The organism is Paenibacillus wynnii (genome assembly GCF_030812855.1).
In the GTDB taxonomy this organism is placed as follows: Bacteria; Bacillota; Bacilli; order Paenibacillales; family Paenibacillaceae; genus Paenibacillus_AQ; species Paenibacillus_AQ wynnii_A.
In genome coordinates, this window is the sequence record NZ_JAUSTK010000027.1 from 38926 (window position 1) to 61843 (window position 22918).

Annotated in this window: 24 protein-coding genes and 2 pseudogenes; 23 read left to right on the plus strand and 3 right to left on the minus strand. The window is 42.2% G+C overall.

From position 1 onward, the window contains the following. Positions 1-53 precede the first annotated feature (53 nt). The 9 genes from J2T20_RS20445 to J2T20_RS20485 all read left to right on the plus strand — a co-directional run bounded on the left by J2T20_RS20445 (position 54) and on the right by J2T20_RS20485 (position 6155). Complete coding sequence (locus tag J2T20_RS20445; RefSeq protein WP_307591175.1) at positions 54-1277, plus strand: TRAFs-binding domain-containing protein; 1224 nt, start codon at positions 54-56, stop codon at positions 1275-1277. 24 nt (positions 1278-1301) lie between these two features. Next, the gene (locus tag J2T20_RS20450) at positions 1302-1796 is read left to right on the plus strand and encodes a toll/interleukin-1 receptor domain-containing protein (RefSeq protein WP_307591176.1); all 495 of its coding nucleotides are present in this window, start codon (positions 1302-1304) and stop codon (positions 1794-1796) included. A gap of 16 nt (positions 1797-1812) precedes the next feature. Next, complete coding sequence (locus tag J2T20_RS20455; protein WP_307591177.1) at positions 1813-2286, plus strand: TIR domain-containing protein; 474 nt, start codon at positions 1813-1815, stop codon at positions 2284-2286. A gap of 127 nt (positions 2287-2413) precedes the next feature. Beyond that, positions 2414-3310, plus strand: a complete 897-nt coding sequence (locus J2T20_RS20460) for a nucleoside 2-deoxyribosyltransferase (protein ID WP_307591178.1) — start codon at positions 2414-2416, stop codon at positions 3308-3310. 362 nt (positions 3311-3672) lie between these two features. After that, entirely contained in the window at positions 3673-4017 is a 345-nt protein-coding gene (locus tag J2T20_RS20465) for a helix-turn-helix domain-containing protein (protein ID WP_307591179.1), read from the plus strand. Positions 4018-4109: 92 nt separating this feature from the next. Beyond that, positions 4110-4544, plus strand: a complete 435-nt coding sequence (locus J2T20_RS20470; protein ID WP_307591180.1) for a hypothetical protein — start codon at positions 4110-4112, stop codon at positions 4542-4544. Between the two features lie 474 nt (positions 4545-5018). Next, the gene (locus J2T20_RS20475; RefSeq protein WP_307591181.1) at positions 5019-5234 is read left to right on the plus strand and encodes a hypothetical protein; all 216 of its coding nucleotides are present in this window, start codon (positions 5019-5021) and stop codon (positions 5232-5234) included. Positions 5235-5286: 52 nt separating this feature from the next. After that, the gene (locus J2T20_RS20480; protein ID WP_307591182.1) at positions 5287-5805 is read left to right on the plus strand and encodes a hypothetical protein; all 519 of its coding nucleotides are present in this window, start codon (positions 5287-5289) and stop codon (positions 5803-5805) included. 20 nt (positions 5806-5825) lie between these two features. Next, positions 5826-6155, plus strand: a complete 330-nt coding sequence (locus tag J2T20_RS20485) for a hypothetical protein (protein WP_307591183.1) — start codon at positions 5826-5828, stop codon at positions 6153-6155. A 223-nt stretch (positions 6156-6378) separates the two neighbouring features. Here the strand turns inward: J2T20_RS20485 and J2T20_RS20490 are convergent. After that, positions 6379-7074: pseudogene (locus J2T20_RS20490) on the minus strand (IS256 family transposase); the annotation flags it as partial. A 410-nt stretch (positions 7075-7484) separates the two neighbouring features. Here J2T20_RS20490 and J2T20_RS20495 point away from each other — a divergent pair. From J2T20_RS20495 to J2T20_RS20505, 4 genes are all read left to right on the plus strand, one after another. Next, the gene (locus J2T20_RS20495; RefSeq protein ID WP_307591184.1) at positions 7485-7862 is read left to right on the plus strand and encodes a tyrosine-type recombinase/integrase; all 378 of its coding nucleotides are present in this window, start codon (positions 7485-7487) and stop codon (positions 7860-7862) included. A 107-nt stretch (positions 7863-7969) separates the two neighbouring features. Beyond that, positions 7970-8101, plus strand: coding sequence for an adenylyl-sulfate kinase (locus J2T20_RS20500; protein ID WP_307591185.1), 132 nt, complete (start codon positions 7970-7972; stop codon positions 8099-8101). 84 nt (positions 8102-8185) lie between these two features. Next, positions 8186-8284 (plus strand): helix-turn-helix domain-containing protein, encoded by a 99-nt coding sequence (locus J2T20_RS25845; RefSeq protein ID WP_373457837.1) that lies wholly within the window; start codon positions 8186-8188, stop codon positions 8282-8284. Between the two features lie 395 nt (positions 8285-8679). Further along, positions 8680-10422: an ABC-F family ATP-binding cassette domain-containing protein gene (locus tag J2T20_RS20505; RefSeq protein WP_307591186.1), complete on the plus strand. Its 1743-nt coding sequence runs from the start codon at positions 8680-8682 to the stop codon at positions 10420-10422. Positions 10423-10534: 112 nt separating this feature from the next. Here the strand turns inward: J2T20_RS20505 and J2T20_RS20510 are convergent, their stop codons facing one another. After that, positions 10535-11785 (minus strand): MFS transporter, encoded by a 1251-nt coding sequence (locus J2T20_RS20510; protein ID WP_307591187.1) that lies wholly within the window; start codon positions 11783-11785, stop codon positions 10535-10537. 115 nt (positions 11786-11900) lie between these two features. Here J2T20_RS20510 and J2T20_RS20515 point away from each other — a divergent pair, with 115 nt between their 5' ends. The 8 genes from J2T20_RS20515 (at position 11901) to J2T20_RS20550 (ending at position 21777) form a co-directional block, all read left to right on the plus strand. Further along, entirely contained in the window at positions 11901-12767 is an 867-nt protein-coding gene (locus tag J2T20_RS20515; protein WP_307591188.1) for a helix-turn-helix domain-containing protein, read from the plus strand. Between the two features lie 522 nt (positions 12768-13289). After that, positions 13290-15050: a cache domain-containing sensor histidine kinase gene (locus tag J2T20_RS20520; protein WP_307591205.1), complete on the plus strand. Its 1761-nt coding sequence runs from the start codon at positions 13290-13292 to the stop codon at positions 15048-15050. Next, the gene (locus tag J2T20_RS20525) at positions 15047-15847 is read left to right on the plus strand and encodes a response regulator transcription factor (RefSeq protein ID WP_307591189.1); all 801 of its coding nucleotides are present in this window, start codon (positions 15047-15049) and stop codon (positions 15845-15847) included. Before J2T20_RS20520 ends, J2T20_RS20525 begins: the two co-directional genes overlap by 4 nt. A gap of 62 nt (positions 15848-15909) precedes the next feature. After that, positions 15910-17169 carry an extracellular solute-binding protein gene (locus J2T20_RS20530; protein ID WP_307591190.1) on the plus strand — a complete coding sequence of 420 codons (1260 nt, stop codon included), beginning with the start codon at positions 15910-15912 and terminating at the stop codon, positions 17167-17169. A gap of 194 nt (positions 17170-17363) precedes the next feature. Continuing rightward, positions 17364-18770: an ABC transporter substrate-binding protein gene (locus tag J2T20_RS20535; RefSeq protein WP_307591191.1), complete on the plus strand. Its 1407-nt coding sequence runs from the start codon at positions 17364-17366 to the stop codon at positions 18768-18770. 62 nt (positions 18771-18832) lie between these two features. Further along, entirely contained in the window at positions 18833-19822 is a 990-nt protein-coding gene (locus J2T20_RS20540) for a carbohydrate ABC transporter permease (protein ID WP_307591192.1), read from the plus strand. Continuing rightward, the gene (locus J2T20_RS20545) at positions 19809-20663 is read left to right on the plus strand and encodes a carbohydrate ABC transporter permease (protein ID WP_307591193.1); all 855 of its coding nucleotides are present in this window, start codon (positions 19809-19811) and stop codon (positions 20661-20663) included. The genes J2T20_RS20540 and J2T20_RS20545 overlap by 14 nt, the downstream gene beginning before the upstream one ends. A gap of 148 nt (positions 20664-20811) precedes the next feature. After that, positions 20812-21777, plus strand: coding sequence for a glycoside hydrolase family 43 protein (locus tag J2T20_RS20550; RefSeq protein WP_307591194.1), 966 nt, complete (start codon positions 20812-20814; stop codon positions 21775-21777). Between the two features lie 45 nt (positions 21778-21822). On the opposite strand, the gene J2T20_RS20555 is transcribed toward J2T20_RS20550, so the two are convergent. Next, the gene (locus J2T20_RS20555; RefSeq protein ID WP_307591195.1) at positions 21823-22074 is read right to left on the minus strand and encodes a DUF6138 family protein; all 252 of its coding nucleotides are present in this window, start codon (positions 22072-22074) and stop codon (positions 21823-21825) included. Between the two features lie 5 nt (positions 22075-22079). On the opposite strand from J2T20_RS20555, the pseudogene J2T20_RS20560 reads away from it, so the two are divergent. Further along, a pseudogene (locus J2T20_RS20560) lies at positions 22080-22286 on the plus strand (IS200/IS605 family element RNA-guided endonuclease TnpB); the annotation flags it as partial. 265 nt (positions 22287-22551) lie between these two features. Next, entirely contained in the window at positions 22552-22884 is a 333-nt protein-coding gene (locus tag J2T20_RS20565) for a DUF2628 domain-containing protein (protein WP_307591196.1), read from the plus strand. The last annotated feature ends 34 nt before the right edge of the window (positions 22885-22918 follow it).

Here is a 22918-nt window from a genome sequence, read left to right on the forward strand (position 1 = left end):
AGCTAAAAGAGTTTTATTTAGCTACGCCTTTTGTCATTTAATGGGGGATTAGAATGTCTAAGAAAATATGTTTTGTTGTCATGGGATATGGTGTTAAGACTGATTATTCAACTGGTAGAGAACTTGATTTAGATAAAACGTATCAAAACATTGTGAAACCAGCTGTAACTGAAGCAGGTCTTGAGTGTATACGTGCTGATGAAATAAAGCATTCTGGGATCATCGATGTTCCGATGTATCAACACCTTTACACTGCAGATGTAGTTATTGCGGACTTATCTACTTATAATCCAAATGCATTTTATGAGCTTGGTATTCGGCATGCATTAAAGCCCCATACGACAATTGCAATTGCAGAAAAAGAACTTAAATATCCATTTGATTTGAATCATACTGTTATTCGCCCGTATGAGCACTTAGGTAAAGGAATTGACTACGATGAAGTCAATCGATTCCGCAAGGATCTTCAGGAGACAATTGAGTCTATTTTGAGTAATCCCAATATTGACAGCCCAGTTTATACTTATTTACATGAATTAACTCCTCCGGTGTTGAGTAAGGCACTTGAAATAGTAACGCTACCTAATCCAAAAGAATCATTAAGTTCATTTTTGAATTTTGCTCAAGAGGCGATAAATAAGAATGATTTTATTACTGCTAAGAGCTTATTTCATACAGCACTAACTATTGATCCTAATAGTTCTTACATTAAACAAAAAATTGCTTTAGCTACATATAAGAGTAAATATCCGGACGTACTTTCATCATTATTTGCAGCTTACGAGATTTTGTTAACATTAGATCCAGAAATTACAACTGATCCTGAAACATTAGGTCTTCTCGGTGCTGTTTGTAAAAGGCTATGGGAATCAACAAATGAAAGAGCATGGTTAGATAAGGCAATACACTCTTATGAGAAAGGATTTTATATTAAGAATGATTATTATAACGGAATCAACTTTGCATTCCTTTTGAATGTGAGGGGAAGTATAAGTGATCGAAATGATGCTATTGCAGACTATGTATTAGCATCAAGGGCTCGACTTAGAGTAATTTCAATATGTGAAGCTTTATTAGAAAGTAGTTTTGATACAAGGGGCGACAAATATTGGATACTAGCTACTCTGGAGGAAGCATACTTCGGAATTAATATGCACGATAAGTACACCGAAATAAAAAAACGTGCAGAGTCAGCTGTAACAAGTGATTGGGAAAGAGAAACAACTGAAGAGCAAATTGGTAAGTTAGCAATACTTTTAGAAAAATCTCTGCTTTAAACATAATGAATTAGGAGGCAAACAATGACTAAGATATTTATTTCGCATAAGAAAGAGGATTCTGAGCAAGCGGGTAATATCGCTTACCAACTTCGAAGAAGTGGGGTTGATGTTTACCTCGATGTCCTGGATCCTCGCTTACAAGATAGTGGTGAAGAGCTTTCAAAATATCTTCAAGGTAGGTTAAACCAATGCACTCATTTGTTAGCGGTCCTCTCGTACAGTACGAGACTCTCTTGGTGGGTGCCATTTGAAATTGGTATTGCAACTGAGAAACAATACCCTATCTCAAGCTATCTCACATCAGGAACTAGGAATGATATGCCGGAATACCTTTGGAAATGGCCTGTGTTAAGGAGTGCAGAAGATTTACAGAAATATATAACGTTATTAACAAAGCCATCTTCAACTTTATTGAATGAGGAGAAGAAACATTGGGAATTTTCGGCTAAGGGCACGCCTCAAAACTATGCAGATGCTTTTCATAGAAGACTTAAAATTAATTTGGGACAACCATAAAAAGTGAGGGATTTGAATGGGTTTACCTAGAACATTTATTGGATTCAGCAGTAAGGATATTCATTATTACCATCTAATGCAAGCTTGGAAGAAGAATGAAAGTACTGATTTTTATTTCACTGACTGTCAATTAGCAACAGAGGTTAATTCAAATAATGAAGCCTATATAAAAAAGCGTTGTAGAGAGCGTATTAATATGTGTGGGTATTATATTATGCTGATTGGTGATGACACACGTCACAAGCATACATATGTAAAATGGGAGGCAGAAGTAGCCAAAGAAAAAGGATGCACTATTATTGGAGTAAATCTTAATGGCTCAAAACATTTTGACTCTATACGTACTCCAGCAGTAATAACAAATATCGGAGCGATATTTGTTCCTTATACACCGAAAATTATTAAGTATGCTCTTGAGAATTATCAAATGAAGACCTCTGAGGATTATTATTATAAGGATGGGGTGTACCAAAGTTTGGGGTTGATTTAAATTCTCTGGATGTACTACTTGTAACTCTTCCGATGTGAGCTTATTGAACCCAATAGTATTCAATTGATAACAGCGAATTGAAAACTCACAAACCGTGTAATTATTAATGAAAATGGAGTTGATTAATTTGTTGCTTAAAGATGAACTCAAAGCATATGACAATACTGAGGATAGATTAGCGGGCTTTAAAAAAGCAATAATTCTACAATTTAGCAACTATCGTAGTGAACAATATAAATATGCGAAATTTGAATTGTTCCAAGAGGGTGTAGAACATCCTGATTTAGGGTTAATACAGGACGATGATTATCAGTTCGACAATGAGGAAGTTAGTGTTCACTTAGTAAATGAGGTCATAATAGAACTAGGACTAAGTGATCTAAAATTCGGAATCCAAGAGAAACATAATACTGATTACGAATGCTTAACATTCAGTTATAGATTGGACGATCTTTGGCATCATCTCGTTGAATTATCTGATTTTGATTTTTTTGTATCAATGGTCATTTTATTACGTAAAGCTGAATCCCGAAAAAGTATCAGAGAATTGCTAGCAATAGTGAGTAATGAAATCAAACGTTTCGAGATTAAGTTACCAGATAAGAAAAATGAAAAGGTATTTATAGCTATGTCCTTCGACTCCTCAATGATACAACTAAGAGAGGCTATTCATGAGGTGGTTAGGCAATTTCATCTCGATCCAATATTCATTGATGAGAAAGAACATAATAATCAAATTGTACCTGAAATGATTATGGAAATTGAACAATGTGTTTTAATTATAGCTGATCTAACACACCATAAACACGGAGTGTATTATGAAGCTGGCTATGCTCATGCTAAAGGTAAAGAAGTTATATTTAGCTGTAAGGATACTGATTATGAAGGTAGACATTTTGATATATCGCACATTAACACAATTAAATGGGAAAGCCCAAATGATCTGAAAGATAAGCTACATAAGAGACTAGAAGCAACCCTTTATAAAATGGAAAATAATCAGTTTGATGTTGCAACTTGTTAAATGAGTCTAATACTTTATTTTTTCGATGCTATATAGTTTTAGTCGCGTTTTAGATACCAGTCTAAAACTTATTTCTCAATACCTGACGATTATGTAACCAAAAAACCGCGTCAGATCAACAACCCCAGTCTAATACTTTATTTTCTTCGAACAAATTGTCCGTTTGTAAAAATGTCGGAAAGCAGTAAAGAATATTGGTAAGTAGTAAACAAAGTTGGAGAGTAGTAAAGAATGTAGGAAAGCAGAGATTCAATCTACAATTCTATATTTATAACTACAAACGATAAACTTCCTCAGAAACATTCCCGATGATTATGTCCGCATCGGGAATGTTTTATTATTTAGAAAGAGGGTGGAGTATTTTGACACTTGGGGAAAAGATAAAAAGTATCCGTAAAATAAATAAGTTTAATCAAAGTGAGTTTTCAAAAAAAATTGGTATTACGCAAGGAACTCTAAGTGAATTGGAAACAGACAAGTATCTCCCGTCACTTGATACTATATTGTCTCTAAAATCTATTTTTGGTGTAGATTTAGAATGGCTTTTATTCGATATAAGTGAAAAAAAATCTAACGAAGTGTTTATGTCGCGAATAGATGAAAATGAGCTGAATTTAATTTTGGATTTTAGAAAGTTACATAAAGGAGATAAGCGAGAGATCAGTGAGATAATAAAGTTAAAAATCAATTTTTATTCAGAAACTTGAGTACGGTTGGGAGGCTGTAAAATAAATTGTGTAAACTCCTAAACCAAGCTACTCTAGTAGTAGACAACGAGAGGCAGGAGAACACAGTGGGAATGTTTACGAAAGAACAGTTAAAGAGCTTTATTCAAGAGAACGACATCAAGACGGCCGGAGATATCCAGAATGCCTTGAAGAACCTGTTTGCGGATACGTTGCAGGAGGTTTTATTTCACAACCGAACGGGGACAATTAGCAATGCTCTTGCATTCATGTATCGAAATTATATGAATTATTCGAAAATTGAGAATGAACAAGAATCAATCTTTAGCACATTTGACAGTTTAAGAGACAATTATTTTATTTCTACACAGAGTAGGGATAATGTATTGGCAGCTCTCTATACTTTTGGTCCATTAAAACGTAGCTTCCAAGTAAAACCTATAATAAAAATAATTCATGAAGAAACCAAGGCAGGGTACGCCTTTCTAGAAGGTGACCAGTTACTGTCTGTAGATGAAAACCAGTTAATTCAACAAAAGAATACGTAAAACAAAAATACGATTGGAAAAAAATGATAAACACTATTTTAAGGTTTAAAGAGGAAATATATATACATTAATTATAGTAGATAGATACTATATTAATAATCAACTAAAATATGGTAATATGTATAATAATTTATATCATTTACACTTTTGGGATGTAATAAATATGATCAAGTTTTTAGGATTGGGTTTGGCAACGTCTTTGCTTTTTGCTCAAACTAAAGGCTTAACAGTAGCGGATTCAACATCGATATAAAATTCTTCAGGTTCCGAAGCTTCTTCTGAAGTTTATTCTACAAGCAGGTATACATATAGCAATAATATCTTCGAAGGACCGGGAACGAAGGTTTTGATAGGTGATGGGGTTGAAGCGCCAAAAATTTCACTTTTTCAGAGGCCTATAAAATAATTCCTGTGCATCATACGGGTGGAGCTTTTAATGATGCATTCACCTGTACACCTTCAGATGGAGTAAACTTGAATATATGGAAGAAGAATATAAGCGGTCATGCAGTCCAATTTCAAGTGAAAATCAATGGATTGTTGATTACTGATCAAATGATTGCTGCTGGCGCACAGAAGACAATCTCATCTACAGATATGTTAGGAGTCGGTTATACGGATTTACTCGTGCACATATATAGTACATTGGGATACACTCTAGATGTCGACGTAAGTGCTAGACAGTTCTAATTATAAAAGAGTATTAACAAACCCGTCAGGCTTATGCTTGACGGGTTATTATATGTATGCTACCGCGACAGTTGAAACTGCACCCGATGTATCAGATGAACCTATCGTTATTAACTTAGGGAAGCACGGAAATGATGAATATATTCCCCTTAATCCTATGTCTGCTGTAGAATGGAAAGACGCTTCTTCTTTTCTAAATTCAGGAGTAATCACCCCAATGTCAACTGATGGACAAAACATTGACTGGAATTTTTTTGATGTTAATGATAGAGTTTGGTCTACTGCTCTTCCAATTCACAGATACGGTTCGATTACAATTAAGTTAGTACAGACATCTGGTACTTCGACCCCGGCTTCAATAAATTACCAATTCAGCACTAAAGATTACACCATACAATCAGATGTAGTTCAAGTTAATGGTAATGTTTCTAGCCCAGCAACAACAATCACAATCACTCATGTACCACAAGGAACCGCTGCAAAACCCCTATATCTGCTAATTGGAAATCATACTTATAATTCTTCAGGCACTAAAATAAATGTCTCAGGTAATGGTTATACAATCAGTTAGGCTGAAGGGAGGTGTGAAAATTGCGTGTCAGACCAATCGTAATAGGGCTGGCTACACTTCTAGTTGGTTCATTCATTCTAATGGGTACAATAGACGTTCAGGCTGCAGAGGTTAATCAAGTTACACCTGTAACTGATACAGTAAAAGCTATTGTTCCAGAGTATGCTGCTGATCGTTTAGACCATCCCGATGTTATCTATACTCCAGATGGAATCTATAAAAAGCAACAACTGACTGTATCGGAATTTACTCAAGATCAAATATCGCTTGACGCTACAAAGACGACTACTGAAACGTTGGTAATTGTTGATTATGACGCTACCTATATGAAAGTAGAAGAAAGTAACTAAAGGAACAGAAAAAAAGCCAATCACATTTTCTGGACTGACCCCGTAACGTGGGACAAATCAAAACACCTTCAAGAGAAAGAAACCTTATCGTAAGATAGGGAGATAATCTTGGAGGTGTTTTTGCGTTGGCAACCAGAGAGATCTACCCCGTAGAAATAAAGATGAAAGCTATAGAAATAAGATGGCAGGAGTACCCGTGAGCGATGTTATGAAACAGTCAGTTAATGAGGATGTCTTTCACTCCGCGATGCTTCAAGTCATTCAGAACGCCGAGCCAGAACTTAGCAGACTCATGTTCCCCAATCCACATGCCCAGAACATCCTTGTGTCCATCTAAATCAATGCCGATGACCATGTATGCAGCCTTGTTCACAATGGCATTGTCCTGTCTCACTTTGTAGTGAATAGCGTCCATAAATACAACCGCATAGACCTGCTGTAGTGGCCGATTCTGCCACTGTTGGACTTGAGGCAGGATTCGGTCTGTGATGTTTGAAACGAGGGTTGGCGATAGATCTACGCCGTAAATATGATTGTAGTGAGCCTGGATATCCCTTGTGGACATTCCCTTCGCATACATGGAGATGATCTGGTTTTCCATGCCAGAGAGATCGTTCTGATGCTTCTTTACGACTTGGGGCTCGAACGCTCCTTGTCGATCCCGAGGGGTACGAACCTGGATGTCGCCCATCTCCGTGGTCACTGTCTTGGCAGGCATCTTACCGTTTCGGCTATTACTAGTCTTCTTATTCTTCGTGTCATGCTTAGCGTAGCCTAGGTGAGTATCCAGCTCCGCTTCCATGAACTCCTGCAACGTATCCGCAAACAGGTTCTTCAAGGCATTCTGGATATCTCCGGCCGTCTTGATGTCGTTCTCTTGAATAAAGCTCTTTAACTGTTCTTTCGTAAACATTCCCACTGTGTTCTCCTGCCTCTCGTTGTCTACTACTAGAGTAGCTTGGTTTAGGAGTTTACACAATTTATTTTACAGCCTCTAACAATGCTGAAGGGATATTTAGCAAGACAAGCAAACCGGTTGAAACCAAGCAGCCTAGGCCATCGTATTCGGTTTGTTCGTTCTCTTTTCCATTACGCTTATGAAGAGACGTATTCGACTACGAATCCATCTTGAAATTAAGAGAACATAAACTAGATAAGCGTATTCCTGAGTTCTTAATTGAGGAAGATATTATACACTAGAAGATCTCATGCCAGTTACTCAGGGAAAGAGCTCTGCTTGAGTTTCTCTACTGACCGGCTGCCGGATTGGCGAGGTGGAGAAGGTTAACATCGAGGATCTAAACTGGGAGAACTGCTCAGCGATCGTTAATGGCATGGATCAAAGCAGAGAGAAGAGAGAAGAGAGAAGTTTACTTCACGACAGAGTGTAAAGTATGGTTAAAGAAGTATCTGACCAGCCGTGAGGACTCCTGTAAAGCCTTATTTGTAACCGATACCCATCCAATAAAACGAATGGCCATACCTACGATTAGATGGGGATTAAAACGACTGGAAAATCGGGGAGAAATTGAAGCGAATGTCTACCCACATCGGTTTCGGCATACCTATGCGTGCCAACTACTTAATAACGGTGCCTCTCTGAATTTTATCCAAGGAATGCTCGGTTATGAGAAGGCATCGACCACTCAAATCTACGCTCAGCTACGCGGCGAGCGCCGGAGAGAACTATATAGAAGATTTTTTTAATTGGTGGCGGATAAATCCGCCGCTGTTCAATTAAAGGGCAGGATAACACAATAGTCAGCGAGAATATATGCTGAAAAATAATTTCTTAGCCAGTGAAGGGAGTTTTTATGAAAAACGGAAAGCAACCATTTGTCATTGCAATTGCAGGTATTTCTGGTGGGGGGAAAACGACAATTGCAACCCAACTAATGGAACCATTAAAAGAATATAAATCATCAAGGGCTGTCCTAATACCATAATTAGGATGGCCCTATTTTTTATAAATGGGGTAAAATAATGAATACTATTGGTAAAAAGGTTAAAAATTCTGATTACAAAAGAAACTGAATCAAATCGCTTTCGCTGATGCAATAGGGATATCATATGGGAGACTGAGTGAGATCGAGCAAGGAAAGACAAAACCATCAGCTGATACATTGTAGCAATTGAGGGGAAAATTTAATGTAGTTCTTAATTGGCTATTGGACGCATAGCAGCTTAATTAAGGTTAATTTTTAAAAATAAAGTTAATTTAATCAATTGTTCGCAGCACTCATGACATACGTGCTTTTTAAGTGGTTATATGGATGTTAGCTATTGCTAGGGTACTCAAAAAATACGCCTATTTGTCGAACCTCCTAAATCCAGTATCTGGCTAATCAACTGGCGTGATCATTTTGTTCTAAGTTGTATTTTTAGATTTAACGAACATCTTTAATGTGAATTGATTGTAGTTGGTTGCAACAAGTGTTATTCTATCAACGGTAAACTCAAAATTTTTGCTCTTCAATACATCTAAGTAATAGTCACAAATTTAGTTATAAAGAAAGGTAATACTATGATAAAAGTTGAAAACTTATCCTTCTCATTTCCGCAAAAAGAACTATATAAAAACATTTCATTTACGCTTGAAGAGGGACAACATTGCGCTTTTATAGGAACAAGTGGCAGTGGGAAAAGTACACTAATCGATATACTGATGGATCCAGAAAGATATTTGTTTGATGGCAAGTTAGAGATAGACCCTACTTGCAAAATTGGGTATGTAAGTCAGTTCTCACAACCAGACAAAACTAAAGAAACAACTGTTTTTGAATATATAGGAGAAGAATTTATTAAGATACAAAATGAAATACAATTGATATGCACTGAAATGGAAACATCATCGGATATTGAATCGTTACTGGAAAAGTATCAATTAGCTTTAGACGCATTTGATGCAATCGGTGGGGAAGATTTTGAAAGCAACATTAATAAGAAACTAAATCTGGCAAACCTCATGAAGCGAAAAGATGTTAGGGTATCCGACCTGAGTGGCGGGGAATTCAAACTTATTCAAGTGATGAAGGAAATGCTTGAGTGTCCAGACTTAATGATTATGGATGAACCGGATGTATTTTTAGACTTTGAAAACCTAAATGCGCTTAAAAATCTTATTAATGCTCACAAAGGAATACTGCTAGTTGTTACGCACAACCGATATCTATTGAATCATTGTTTCAACAAAATTTTGCACCTTGAAAACATGGAGATCCAAGAGTTTGATGGACGATATATTGAATATAACTTCTCATTACTTCAGACTAAAATTGAGTTACAAGAACTCACAATCGCTGAGGATGAAGAAATTGAGAGAAACGAAAACATCATCAATAATCTTAGAGCTATCGCAACTTATAATTCAGAAGCATCTAGAGGGAAAGCGTTAAAAGCCAGAGTTAAATTCCAAGAAAGATTGGAAGCGCGTAGAATTAAAGCGCCATTTGTTGATATTAAACAACCGAATATCAGTTTCGGTATCGATAATGAAATTGAAGAAGACAGAACTGTTATAAGTGTCAATAATTATAGTGTTTCCTTCGATGAGTTGATTTTAGAAAATGTTAACTTTGAGATAAAATCTACTGATAAAGTAGCCCTTATCGGTCCGAACGGTACAGGGAAAACGACTTTACTCCGAGAAATCTTTAAAAATAATCATGATTCCATTGAAATAAATGCTGATGTTAAAGTGGCTTATTTATCTCAGCTTCAAGGCGAAATGTTAAACGATTCTAATACAATACTCGAAGAATTCATCGATGCTGGGTTTAAAACTTATGAAGAGATTAGATCATATATTTCAGACTATGGCTTTGAAGGAGAAATCGTTAATCAAAAGATAGAATCTTTATCAGGTGGAGAAAAAAATATGCTTCAATTGGCTAAAGTTTGTGCCAGTAAAGCAAACGTATTGCTTCTTGATGAACCGACAAGTCATTTAGACATCTATTCACAAATAGCACTGGAAAAAGCCATTGAAGACTATAAAGGTGCGATTCTCATGATTTCTCATGATTTCTATTCTGTGGTAAATGGTATGGATTATGTTTTAATCATTGACGATAAGACGATTAGAAAGATGAAAATACAAAAATTTAAAAAGATGGTTTATGCTAGTCATTTTGATAGAGACTATTTAGAAATGGAACAAAAGAAAAAGTCAGTTGAAATGAAAATAGAATTGGCTTTAAAAGATACTGATTTTGAACTTGCAAAAGGTTTGGTTGATGAGCTAGAAGAACTGATTAAGTTGCTTTAAATCATAACCCTCTGATTGAAATGAGTGAATTAATCAGTTTTTCTATCCAGTTTGTAATGGAACCTTGATGAGAAAAGAAGAGCCAGCGGATAAATAGCCGCTGGCTAGAAAGTTATTCACCCGTTAGGATGATTTTGTTCTTTGCATCCACCGGTTGCCGGGTCTTCCGCAGATGCTGGAAACTGGCGACTCCAATCAAAACAGCCCCGGCAGCCGTGATGCCGCCGATTAATCCAAACACCGGAATAGGTGACTCTACTCCATATAGCCCCAGCAGACCAGCTCCCAGTATAGGGCCGAACGTGGTCCCGATCTTAACAAACTCCGAGCAACCGAAATATAACCCTTTTTTATTCTCCGGGGACAGCTCATCCACCAAGGCATCGAACCGTGCGCCAATCAGCAGTTCCCCCAGACTGAACACCGTAATGAATAGCAGCGGCATCACCGGGGAGACGGGCAAAACAAAGAACAGAAAGCTTATGGCAATCAGCAGATTGCTGGTGATCACCACGTTGAAAGGATTCCACTTCGAGATCAAGCGGAGTACAGGAAATTGCGCAGCCAGAATAACTATTGCATTGAGCGACAGGATCACAGAGTATATTCGGGCACCATCTGCCAAGGCGGAAGTAGCGGCTAAATATTGCGATACGGTCCCGTTCAGCTGTGAGTACCCGAAGAAAGAAAAGCTCATTCCGGCCAGCAGGAGAAGAAATATATAGTCTTTGCGGATTGCGCCAAGATCCTTAAGACTAAGTATATTCCGGGATGGAACAGAATCGTTCATTTGGCTTGCTTGCCTGAAGAAAAACTGTGTGGAAGCTCCATACAGAATATAGAGAATGCCGAGAATGACATAAGGAAAGAGCGTCAGCTTCATATTGAACAACAGACTTAACAGGGGGCCGACAAAACAACCCAGGTTAATCGCCGTATACCGCAGATTGAAGACGAGCAGCCGGTTCTCCGGGAGCGTTTCGGTGGACAGCACTTTTTTACTGGCTGGCTCGAAGATTGAGTAGCATAATCCGTTAAGGCCGTTAAGCAGGAGGAAGGTTGGGAAGCTGTCTGCATAATAGAAGAGAATGAAGACGACTCCCCAGACAATGGGGACAACGGTGATGATTTTGTGCAGGGGAAGCCGATCCGCAAGCGCCCCGCCGAAGCCGCTGAAGACTACATTAACAAGCGGATTGATACTGAGAACACAGCCAGCCAGAAAGATGGGGATATGCTTTTGACTCGTCAGAAAGATGGCTAAATAGGGAACGCTCATAAAAAGTGCAGTTCTCGTAAAAAAAGTTCCGGCCAGAATGTTCCATACTCTGCTGTTCAATTTCCGTGATATTTGAAAGCCCATGGTAATCCTTCCCCCGCAAATTATATTTTTATTTGTGCCGAGTTTAGCATACAATGAAAAATAGATCTGAAAATTGTGCTGTATACTCACACGGCAGAGCGGAGTGGTGAAGTAAGTGTTTCTGGGCCCTACGATCAAGCAGATCCGTACATCTAAAGGAATCAACCAATCTATTCTGGCGGACGGAATTATGAGCCGCTCCAACTTGTCACGTTTTGAGGGTGGTAAATATTATCCCGGATATGACAAGCTGATTCTGCTGCTAGACAAGCTGGAATTGTCCCTTGAGGAACTGCTATTCCTGCATAATGACTATGCACAGCCGGTGAAACGGACTCTTCACTTAAGTCTGGTGGAAGCGGCGAACCGTTATGAATTCGACAAGGTGCGAGCTTTCAGCTATGAATGCCATTCCCTGTACCGGGCGACGCACACGGAGGCTTATTATCATTTGTACCTGCTGGGCCAGGGCTACCTGATCCGGTATCAACGGGAAGATGAAATCAGGCATCTGAGTGAAATAGCAGGTGAGATCAAGCCGTATCTGCTGGGTGTAGACAGATGGTATCTGTATGAGTTCAAACTGCTCAATAATTTTCTGTTCACGCTAAGCAGCGGTGATGCGATCTTTTTTGGACTCAGGGCGGCGAATGAATTTGACAAATACCATGACTTTGCCGAGAGCCGGACCATCCAGCAGCATTTGATGAAGAATATCTCGACCATTTGCCTGAAGGAGCATAACTATGAGCAAAGCCTGATCTTTCTTAAGAAAGCCCTGCCGTTAGCGGATAAAACAAATCTGCTGTACGATAAAATTGAGACCTTGGTGTACTATGAAGTTACGCTGCTTTGCCTGAAGCATAAAGAGAGTCCGGCTGAATTACTGAGCTATCTGAACATTCTCCGGCAGCTTGAGTTCACAGACAGCTATGACGCATTGCAGCAGGTGTGCCAGAGGCATCTGCCGGGTGTTCTCTGAAGAGCTGGAATCGGGAGATAGCCTTCGTTCTACAGCAAGTGTTCCCGAGACCTACGCCATTTCCTGCAAAAAACAGGTGCAGCCCATAACCAGGCGGCACTTGTTTTTGTTTGTTTTTTACTTACAGAGTGGATTAGGTATCCTAAAATCAAAATTAAAGATGTTCCGCGCCTTTATGATATTGATGTATTCAATCGTTGCGAGCCGGTAGATAATTATGCCGCAGGCTGTCGAGAAAGTCTCGATAGTCTTTATAGCTGAATCTTCCCGGCTTTAATTCTAAGCAAAGGAACTATACGTGGGAAAGCAGATGCTGTTAAATACGTCCCTAGAATTTCATATGATATGGAATAGTAGCAGAAAATAGCGAATCCAGGGCAGCTTTCAACAATTCTTCCTTAGCGGATAATTAGTAAACATGCTAATATAATGACAAAAAGGGTTGAAAGCCCTTACTTATCTCGACGCGGGTGATCATTCTTTTGATCCCACGACGAAGGGAGGGGAGACTGCGTGCGGGGGATGCTATCGAGGTTAAAGTTTAATACGCTGCGAAATCAAATGCTGGTTGGTTTTCTCGTTGTCATGCTCATCATTTTGACGTTCGTTGGGGGGATTACCTTCCATTCGGTCTCGACGCTGCTTAAGAATAACGCGGAGAAGCATATTCAACAAACCGCGATTCAGGCCAATGGCCGCCTAGAGGGCATTCTCGAACAGATTAATTCTCTCACGACGCTGGTATCGACCAACCAGTATATCCAGCAACTGCTTTTACGGGATATAGAGGGACAGCCCGCTACCTTTGCAGAACGGCAGGCGCTGCCACCCATTATCAATCTGGTTCAAATGTACACGGAAGGCATCAAATCCGTGGGGCTTTACAACAAAGACGGAGCGAGGTTGTACCCTCTCGACGAAAGTAGCCTGAGAGATAAGGTACCTGAGGATTGGATTACAATGGCGACCAAGAAGGAAGGAAGCCTCGTCTGGTTCGGCATCGACCCGCTTGATTCCACATCGCTTGTGGCGATTCGGCAGATCAGTCTTATCGATAGGCATTTCATGACAGGCGGGTATTTGCTCATCCGCTCAGACCGTAGCAAGTTTGCACTGAACGACTCTTTGTCCGAAGAAGAGGAAAGGGAGACGGTGTTGCTCCTCGCTTCCGACGGCCAGCTCATCACCTCTAATGATGAAACCATTTCGCAAGAGACGGCGTCCATGCTAGCGGAGGGAGGGGGCGATCAAGTCGCTTCTATCGGCAATCAGTCCTATGTGGTCGTCAAGCAGCGATCTTCCGTAACGGGATGGACTCTGCTTATTTTAACACCGGTTAACGTCATCACCGAAGGCATATCGGTATTGCGGATGACTATCGTCGTATCGGCCATCATGGGCACCATTTTGTTCACCTTGCTCTCTTTTTTCCTGTCTACCCTCATCACTCGGCCAGTTTTTAAGCTGATCAAAGCCATGAGAGGTACCAATCTCGGTGTTCTGAAGTCCATCGAAAACGTGTCGTCCACCATGGAAATTCAGGAGCTGAATTATTCATATAATAAAATGGTCGATAACATTAACGAGCTGATCCAGTTGGTATATGAAAAAGAGCTGTCCCGTAGCCACACCGAGTTAAAGGCACTTCAAGCCCAAATCAATCCGCATTTTTTGTTTAATACTCTGGATGTTCTATACTGGTCACTGCTGGATAAGGATGAAGACCAACTGGCAGGGTATGTAGTCGCCATGTCTGATTTGTTCCGGTATACCATCACCGGGCCGAACAAAAGTGGATGGGTGAAGCTGAGCGAGGAATTGGAGCATGTGAAGCGATATTTGCTAATTATGAAAATGCGATTTGAAGAGCGCCTGGATTGGGAAATTGAGTCTCCTCCCGAATTGGGGGATGTGGACCTGCCCAGACTGTTGTTGCAGCCGCTGGTGGAAAATGCCATATTACATGGTGTCGAGAGCAAGATTGAACCTGGCCGGGTAAGGCTGAAGGTTGCTCGCAACGGAGAACGAATCGCCATTACGGTAGAGGATGACGGTGTGGGAATGGACGAAGACAAGCTGAGTTCTCTTCTGGAAGAGCTCGAGAGCGGGAAGGTGACTTCTTCTAAAGATTCCGGTGTCGGAATCGCAAATGTACAGAGGAGACTTCAACTGTTTTTCACGGGAAAGGACGAGCAGAGTGCAGTAATGGTGATTGATAGCCGGAAGGGTGAAGGCACTCGAATTAATATTCAAATTCCTGTACAAGGAGGCAGAACGCCATGAGGAGCCGAACGATTCTTATTGTCGATGATGAACCTAGATCGAGAGAAGGAATGAAGAAAATACTTGGGGTATGGGCGGCCGGTAAATATGAGATCCTCACGGCAAGCAATGGAACAGCCGCTATGCAAATTCTTGAGGAGATTCCCGTGGAACTCATGATCACAGACATCCGCATGCCGGAAATCAGCGGCCTAGCTCTTGTTAGCCAAATGAGAGAGAAACAGATCCAGTGCCAGCCATCTGTTATTCTCATCTCCGGCCATGCTCAGTTCGAATATGCCCAGCAAGCGATTCAGTTGTCTGTAGTAGACTATTTGCTAAAGCCGGCCAGCCGGGAAAAGCTGATCGCATCTGTGGAGAGTGCACTGAAGGCGGGGGAAGAGCGAGAGCATATCGTCTTCATGAGGAAGATGACCGATCCGCAATTGATGGCTATACGGGATGAAGAAGCCGCGCTAAGCGATCCGGTCCGCAAGGCCATGCACTATGTGGAAACGCATATAGAAGAAGCGGTCAGCCTGCAGGAGGTCGCCGGGCATGTGCATTTGAACGGTAGTTATTTTAGCGCGCTTTTCAAAGAGCAATGCCAGATAACTTTCAGCGAATATGTCGCCCGCAGAAAATTGCAGAAAGCGAAGGAATTGCTGCTGAAAACAAATCTGCCCATAGCGGAAATTGCCAGCCGCACCGGTTATCAGGCCGTCAAATATTTTAACAAGCTGTTCAAGGAATACGAAGGAATGAGTCCGGGGCGCTATCGATCGATGAGGAACGGAACGGAAGCCCATATCCAATAATAACTAGGCAAGGGGGGATACCCACGAAGAGAATCGGATTATGTCGTGCTCTACTCCTGGCTTTGCTACTGGTAACAACTGCTTGCAGCGGTAAAGAAGGAGACAGTGTTAAGAGCGGCGGCGAAAAAATCACTTTAAAAATGATGCATCTATGGCCGGACGGCAACAACTCCGCACAAAACAAAATGGTAAAAGAAATCATCCATGAGTTTGAGAAAGCCAATCCGAATATCAAAATCGCGACGGAAGTCCTTGAAAACGAGCAGTACAAGAGCAAGCTGACCGTGCTTGCCGCATCCAATGGTCTGCCGGACATCGGATTTACCTGGGCAGCCGGTTTCATGGATCCCTATGTCAAGGGTAACAAGTTTTCGGTCTTGGACGATCTTTTACAGGGGGAGCTGAATGGGAAATTCGTAGCCGGTACGACGGAACCGTACTCTTTTGATGGTAAGACCTATGCTCTCCCGGTCGAACTGAACATTGTTCCGGTCTATTATAACAAAGAGATATTTACAGAATTCAACCTGCAGCCTCCACAAACCTTGGACGATCTCAAAACGATCATCCGAACGCTGAACGATAACGGCATTACTCCCGTTACCCTTGGCGGCAAGGACGGTTGGCCGGCTTCCTTCTGGTACATGTACCTGGCCGATCGCATCGGAGGGTCGGAAGTGCTGGATAAAGCCGTTGCGGACCAGGACTTCACGGACCCTTCATTGCTTGAGGCCGCAAGACAAGTGCAAGAGCTGGTGAACCTGAACACGTTCATTAAAGGCTATAACGGATTGTCTCACGACGAGGCCAAAGTTCAGTTCATGAACGGGAGATCGGCCATGTTCGCCATGGGTACTTGGGAACTGCCCGACTACACGACCACGGCGGACATATCCCAGGAATTTAAAGACAATATCGGTTATTTTAAATTCCCTAAGGTTGCAGGCGGCAAAGGTAATGTGGATGATTGGGTTGGCGGCCCTGGAACTGGATTGTTCGTTTCCCAAAATTCCGAGCATGTCCGGGAGGCCAAAAGATTCGTCAGCTTCTTCGTTCAGAAGTGGGGAGAGCATTCTGTTGTCGATGCGGGTGTAATCCCCGCCACCAAAGTAGATACCGCGGCCATCAGGCTCCCGCAAATGTTCATTGATCTATTAGACGAATTGAATAAGGCCAATAAAGTTACCCTTTATCTGGATACTCAGATGAAACCGGTCGCTTCCAGTATGCATATTAATTTGGTTCAGGCGCTGTTCGCCGAAGCAGTAACTCCTGAAGATTTCATCAAGAAACAGGATGAGGCGCTTAAAGAGGATAAGTAAAGATAGGGAACGACAAGGATAATAGAGACGCCAAGATATATATCCTTGGTGTCTTTTTTATGCCTAATACGAACCATATCCAAAAATAGTGGAAGTTTTCCCAATAATGGGTTCCTTATGCCGGAGAGTGATAACCTCTATAATTATGTATGCGGTTACATAAAACCGAGGAACATAAAAAGGGGAGGCAAAGTATGAAAAGTATGAAACGTGTTTTAGTAGGGATTTCTACATTGCTCGTGATGTCATCTGCTCTTGTGGCATGTGGGGGAAACAATTCAAACTCAAACTCAAACGCATCAAGCCCAACTACAGCCCCAGCAGCAAACGCTACCGAGGCTCCAACTAAGAGCACTGAGAAAGTGACTATCAATCTCTGGAGTTTCACGGACGAAATTCCGAACATGACCAAAAAGTATGTGGAAACACATCCTGATGTGAATGTAGAATTCAAAACCACAGTTATCGCAACCACCGATGGCGCTTATCAGCCAGCTCTTGACCAAGCTCTTGCCGCTGGCGGTAAAGATGCTCCCGACATTTATGCAGCTGAATCAGCGTTCGTGCTGAAGTATACACAAGGCGATGCATCCACCTATGCTGCCAACTATGCTGATCTGGGCCTTGACGACCAATTGGTTAAGGACGCTGGCATTGCTCAATACTCGGTAGATATCGGCAGCAAAGAGGGTCAACTGAAAGGCCTTGGCTACCAAGCGACAGGCGGATCCTTTATCTATCGCCGCTCCATTGCCAAGGAAGTGTTTGGAACAGACGATCCGGCCACCATCAAAACTGAAGTTGGACCAGGCTGGGATAAATTCTTCGATGCAGCTGCGAAGCTGAAAGCTAAAGGATATGGTATCGTTTCCGGTGACGGCGATATTTGGCACCCGATCGAGAACAGCTCTGACTTGGGTTGGATTGTTGATGGTAAGCTTCATATCGATCCGAAGCGCGAACAATTCCTGGATCTCTCCAAGAAGCTGAAAGACAATGGCTATCATAATGATACTACTGACTGGACGGAAGCATGGTACGCAGATATGTCTGGCACCGGCGCTCAACCAGTTTTCGGATTCTTCGGTCCTGCTTGGCTCATCAACTACGTGATGAACGGTCAAGTTAAAGACACGAATGGTGACTGGGCTGTTACCGAGCCACCGACAGGCTTCTTCTGGGGAGGCACCTGGTTGCTCGCTCACCAAGAAGTTACTAAAGACGATGCGAAGAAACAAGCAGTTGCTGACTTTATCAAGTGGGTTACGCTAGATACCTCTGATACAGGTCTTCAATCTTTCTGGGCTAACGGTACAATGAAGGCAGGCGAGCAAGGTACGAAGGACAGCGTGGCATCTGCTGTTGTTATGGCGAAGTCTAACGGAGAAGTTCCATTGCTTGGCGGACAGAACATGTTCGACGTATTCGTTCCAGCCAACGCTAACGCTTCAGGCAAGAACTTGACCCAGTTTGACGAAACGATCAACAAGATCTGGCGTGACCAAGTACGCGAATACACTGCGGGCAACAAAGACCGCGACAAAGCAATCGAAACCTTCAAACAACAAGTCAAAGATCAGCTGAATATCGAAAGCGAATAAGAAGGAATCGAAGGGGCGGGTGAGTTATCCCGCCTCTTCCTATCAATTAATGAGGTGAGAGCATGCGCCGCAAAGGTGTGAACTATTCGAAATACGGCTATATTTTTACCTTTCCGTTTGTACTTGCATTTCTAATTTTTTCGTTGTACCCCATTCTATACACCGCAGTTATCGGGTTCACCGATATGCAGGGGTTAATACCAAAACCGATTCATATTCTGGATGACCCTTTTGCAAACTTCAAACAGCTCATCTTTGAGAACCCCTCTTTCAGGAAATCTCTGATCAACACAGGGTGGCTCTGGATTGTCAACTTTGTTCCTCAGATCCTTCTTGCGCTCTTGCTGACCGCATGGTTCACGAACCGGCGTCTCAACATCAAGGGACAGGGGATTTTCAAGGTTCTGCTCTATATGCCAAATATTATTACTGCAAGTACAATCGCAGTGCTTTTTAGCACATTGTTTGCCTATCCGATGGGTCCCGTTAACAGTTTGTTTCAAACGCTGGGATGGACCGATGGACCGATTTTCTTCCTGCAGGATAAGACGACAGCACGAGGCATTGTAGCGTTCATCCAATTCTGGATGTGGTACGGCAACACGATGATCATCCTCATCGCAGGGGTTATGGGTATAAATCCAGCTCTCTTCGAGTCTGCGGCGATTGATGGTGCAAACGGATTTCAAACGTTCTTCCGTATTACACTTCCGAGTCTTCGAACCATTCTGCTGTTCACACTGATTACATCGATGATTGGGGGTTTGACCATGTTCGATATTCCGCAGCTGTTCCTGGCAGGCGGACCGGACGACTCCACCCTTACCACGTCTATGTTTATCTACGGTCAAGCGTTCAAGGGAAGTTATATGTATAATCGTGCTGCAGCGGCAAGTATGATCATGTTCCTAATCGCGGGGGTATTGTCGGCATGCGTATTCTACTTGATGCGTGACCGCGACGCGGGAAGATTGAAAAAAGCGGAGAAGAAAAATAGAAAAGCTGCCCAAGCAGCAACCGTTCAGGGAGGTGCAACCTATGGAAAAAATTAAGGAAAGCGGAACCGCTACCCGAAAGATAAGCAAAGCAATTATCTATATCGTCTGCATCTCTTTGGCGTTGCTCAGCATCCTTCCGTTTTGGATCATGTTTGTAAATGCTACTCGCTCTACACCGGAAATTCAAAGCGGTATCTCACTGCTTCCTTCGACCCATATGATGAGCAACCTGCGGGTGCTGCTGGACAAGAGCTTTGATCCCCTTCAAGGGTTCATGAATTCATTAATTATCTCCAGTTCCGCCACTATATGCACGGTTTATTTCTCGTCCTTGGCGGCTTACGGGCTTGTGACCTATAGCTGGAAGCTGCAGAAGCCATTCTTTACCTTCATTTTATGCGTGATGATGGTTCCTTCCCAGGCAAGTGCCATCGGTTTCTACCAGTTCATGTATAAGCTGCATTGGACCAATAGCTTCTGGCCGCTGATTCTGCCAGCGATTGCAGCACCGGCAGTGGTATTTTTTATGCGGCAATACCTGCTCGCAACGTTGTCGATAGAGATCGTAGAAGCATCGCGCGTAGATGGATCTGGTGAATTCTTCACATTTAACCGGATTATCCTGCCGCTGATGATGCCGGCAGTGGCTACACAGGCCATTTTTGCCTTTGTAGCCAATTGGAACAACCTGTTCATGCCGCTGATTCTGTTAACGCAGAAGGAAAAGTATACGATGCCGATTATGGTAAGCTTGCTTCGGGGGGACATTTACAAAATGGAGTTCGGCTCAATTTATATGGGGCTGGCCTTAACGGCTTTACCGCTCTTTGTGGTTTACTTCCTGTTATCCAGATATATTATCGCGGGCGTAGCACTTGGAGGCGTCAAAGAATAATCCTTTCAGCTGTCTTTGAAGAAAGATAGCACTGTGGGGAAACATCAATTCTGATACAGTCCTGTTGATTAGCTAAATTATGGTTGTGGAGGCTACCTTTCTTTGGCTAACCAACAGGCGTAATACTAATGAGGAGGAGAATCCTATTATGGCAGTGCATAATGAGCCGATAGTTACCCATCTTTATACAGCCGATCCCTCCGCTCATGTATTTGAGGGCAAGCTGTATATTTACCCATCCCATGATGTCGACCATGATGGACCCACGAACGATAATGGTGACCAGTATGCAATGGAAGATTATCATGTGTTGTCTATGGACAATCCAGAGTCTCCTTGTGTGGATCACGGGGTGGCGCTTCATCTACGGGATGTGCCCTGGGCTTCGAAGCAAATGTGGGCGCCCGACGCTGCGTACCGGAGGGGGACATATTACTTGTTTTTCCCGGCCCGGGACAAGGAGGGTATCTTCCGTATCGGAGTGGCTACATCAGCTTCTCCGGCCGGCCCTTTCCAGGCTCAAGAGAGCTATATCGAAGGGAGCTTCAGCATCGATCCAGCCGTTTTTGTGGATGAGGATGAAAGATCCTATATGTATTTCGGCGGCTTATGGGGCGGACAATTAGAAAAATGGCACACAGGCTCGTTCCAACCGGATGCGGTGGAGAAAGCCCCTGAGGAACTTGCTTACGGCCCTCGGGTGGCAGAACTGAGCGAAGACATGCTGTCCTTCAAATCAGCCCCGCAGGAAATCGCCATTGTAGATGAAGAAGGGAACCCACTCCTAGCGGGTGATGAAGACAGGAGATATTTCGAAGGCCCATGGATGCACAAGTATATGGGGAAATATTATTTGTCGTACTCCACGGGCACGACTCATAAAATCGTCTACGCGGTGAGCGACAAGCCTTGCGGACCCTTTGTCTTTCAAGGAACCATTCTGAATCCAGTTGTTGGCTGGACGACCCACCATTCCATCGTGGAATTTAACGAAAAATGGTATCTGTTCTACCATGACGCGTCCTTGTCGGGCGGCGTTGATCACAAACGCTGTGTCAAATTTACGGAGCTCCATTATGAAGAAGATGGAAAGATCCGGCCGGTATCCCTCTAAATCGACCGTCCAGGATGTCTTGAAGCTAATGCTTCGGAGACATCCTTATTTCCGTTTTCCCAACTGTTGTTGTAAACTAACGCTGAATTGCGTTCCTGATTTCTTCATTAGCACCTTCAGGCGCTCTTTTAGAGGAGATTCTGCCTGCTTCAGTGCTGCTATGAGTTTCTTCTCACTGCCGAAAATCCGATAGTTGACGAACTCCCGCTGGTGATCTGCCTTGTCTTTTAGAGCTAGAATCAGAGCATCCGTCAGCTCCGGTGTGTCTATCGCAATCCCCTTTACCGGGTTAGCCAAATCGTTGCCGTTTCGTCTTTAATCATTTCTTGGAATTGTGGAACGATACCTGTGCCACGCAACTTTCTGTTCTTAAGGGGCAGTTTGATTGGCTGAAAACGGTGGATAGCTTTGATCGGTTCTTCAAAAAACAGAATCAGGCTCCACGTTTCAAAAGCCTTAAACATCCTGTCCAAAGCTACACCACAAAATATACTAATGGCAACATAGCCTCATTCATTCAACTGTGGGAACCACAGGGCTCGCTTGGGATTCGATTTTCCATTTGGGAAATCGAAATATAACAACTCTGCTTCATTGAAGCAACTACCCAAAAATCCCTCACCTCTACAGGTGGCGGGAGTGTTCAAGGCGAAAGAAATAAAAAGATTGGGAATAGGGTCGTAAAATAGGGTATTTGAGGAGAAAATGGTTGTTTTTTCATTGTGCATATTATAGTATATTCCTGTGTGTAATTATAAGGGGGAATTATTAATCATGCATGTAAGATTGAGCAACAATGCAGGGGTAATCAAAGAAGTTAAAGTTGGTTTTAGTTGGACCACATTCTTTTTTGGATTTTTTCCAGCTCTATTCAGAGGTGATTTGAAATGGGCTGCCATTATGTTGATCACAGCAATAGCAGTTGGTATATTTACAGCAGGAATTGGAGCTTGGATTCCAGGAATTATTTTCTCATTTGTATATAACAAAGTGTTTATTAAAGAAATGTTGGAAAAAGGATATCGACCAGCCGATGAGCACTCCCAAGCTATACTGCAAGGTAAAGGAATCATTTCTTTCGCAGCAAAGCAAAACGCTGGTTTTTAGATCCTAATATCTTTTTAAGGAACTGCCTTTTATA

What these genes read in the sequence shown, in the direction of transcription:
- J2T20_RS20450 (WP_307591176.1), top strand. Translation starts at nt 1,302, where the DNA reads ATGACTAAGATATTTATTTCGCATAAGAAAGAGGATTCTGAGCAAGCG.
- J2T20_RS20535 (WP_307591191.1), top strand. Translation starts at nt 17,364, where the DNA reads ATGAAAAGTATGAAACGTGTTTTAGTAGGGATTTCTACATTGCTCGTG.
- J2T20_RS20565 (WP_307591196.1), top strand. Translation starts at nt 22,552, where the DNA reads ATGCATGTAAGATTGAGCAACAATGCAGGGGTAATCAAAGAAGTTAAA.
- J2T20_RS20545 (WP_307591193.1), top strand. Translation starts at nt 19,809, where the DNA reads ATGGAAAAAATTAAGGAAAGCGGAACCGCTACCCGAAAGATAAGCAAA.
- J2T20_RS20470 (WP_307591180.1), top strand. Translation starts at nt 4,110, where the DNA reads ATGTTTACGAAAGAACAGTTAAAGAGCTTTATTCAAGAGAACGACATC.
- J2T20_RS20540 (WP_307591192.1), top strand. Translation starts at nt 18,833, where the DNA reads ATGCGCCGCAAAGGTGTGAACTATTCGAAATACGGCTATATTTTTACC.
- J2T20_RS20550 (WP_307591194.1), top strand. Translation starts at nt 20,812, where the DNA reads ATGGCAGTGCATAATGAGCCGATAGTTACCCATCTTTATACAGCCGAT.
- J2T20_RS20495 (WP_307591184.1), top strand. Translation starts at nt 7,485, where the DNA reads ATGGCATGGATCAAAGCAGAGAGAAGAGAGAAGAGAGAAGTTTACTTC.
- J2T20_RS20520 (WP_307591205.1), top strand. Translation starts at nt 13,290, where the DNA reads ATGCTATCGAGGTTAAAGTTTAATACGCTGCGAAATCAAATGCTGGTT.
- J2T20_RS20525 (WP_307591189.1), top strand. Translation starts at nt 15,047, where the DNA reads ATGAGGAGCCGAACGATTCTTATTGTCGATGATGAACCTAGATCGAGA.
- J2T20_RS20455 (WP_307591177.1), top strand. Translation starts at nt 1,813, where the DNA reads ATGGGTTTACCTAGAACATTTATTGGATTCAGCAGTAAGGATATTCAT.
- J2T20_RS20500 (WP_307591185.1), top strand. Translation starts at nt 7,970, where the DNA reads ATGAAAAACGGAAAGCAACCATTTGTCATTGCAATTGCAGGTATTTCT.
- J2T20_RS20480 (WP_307591182.1), top strand. Translation starts at nt 5,287, where the DNA reads ATGTATGCTACCGCGACAGTTGAAACTGCACCCGATGTATCAGATGAA.
- J2T20_RS20505 (WP_307591186.1), top strand. Translation starts at nt 8,680, where the DNA reads ATGATAAAAGTTGAAAACTTATCCTTCTCATTTCCGCAAAAAGAACTA.
- J2T20_RS20445 (WP_307591175.1), top strand. Translation starts at nt 54, where the DNA reads ATGTCTAAGAAAATATGTTTTGTTGTCATGGGATATGGTGTTAAGACT.
- J2T20_RS20510 (WP_307591187.1), bottom strand. Translation starts at nt 11,785, where the DNA reads ATGGGCTTTCAAATATCACGGAAATTGAACAGCAGAGTATGGAACATT.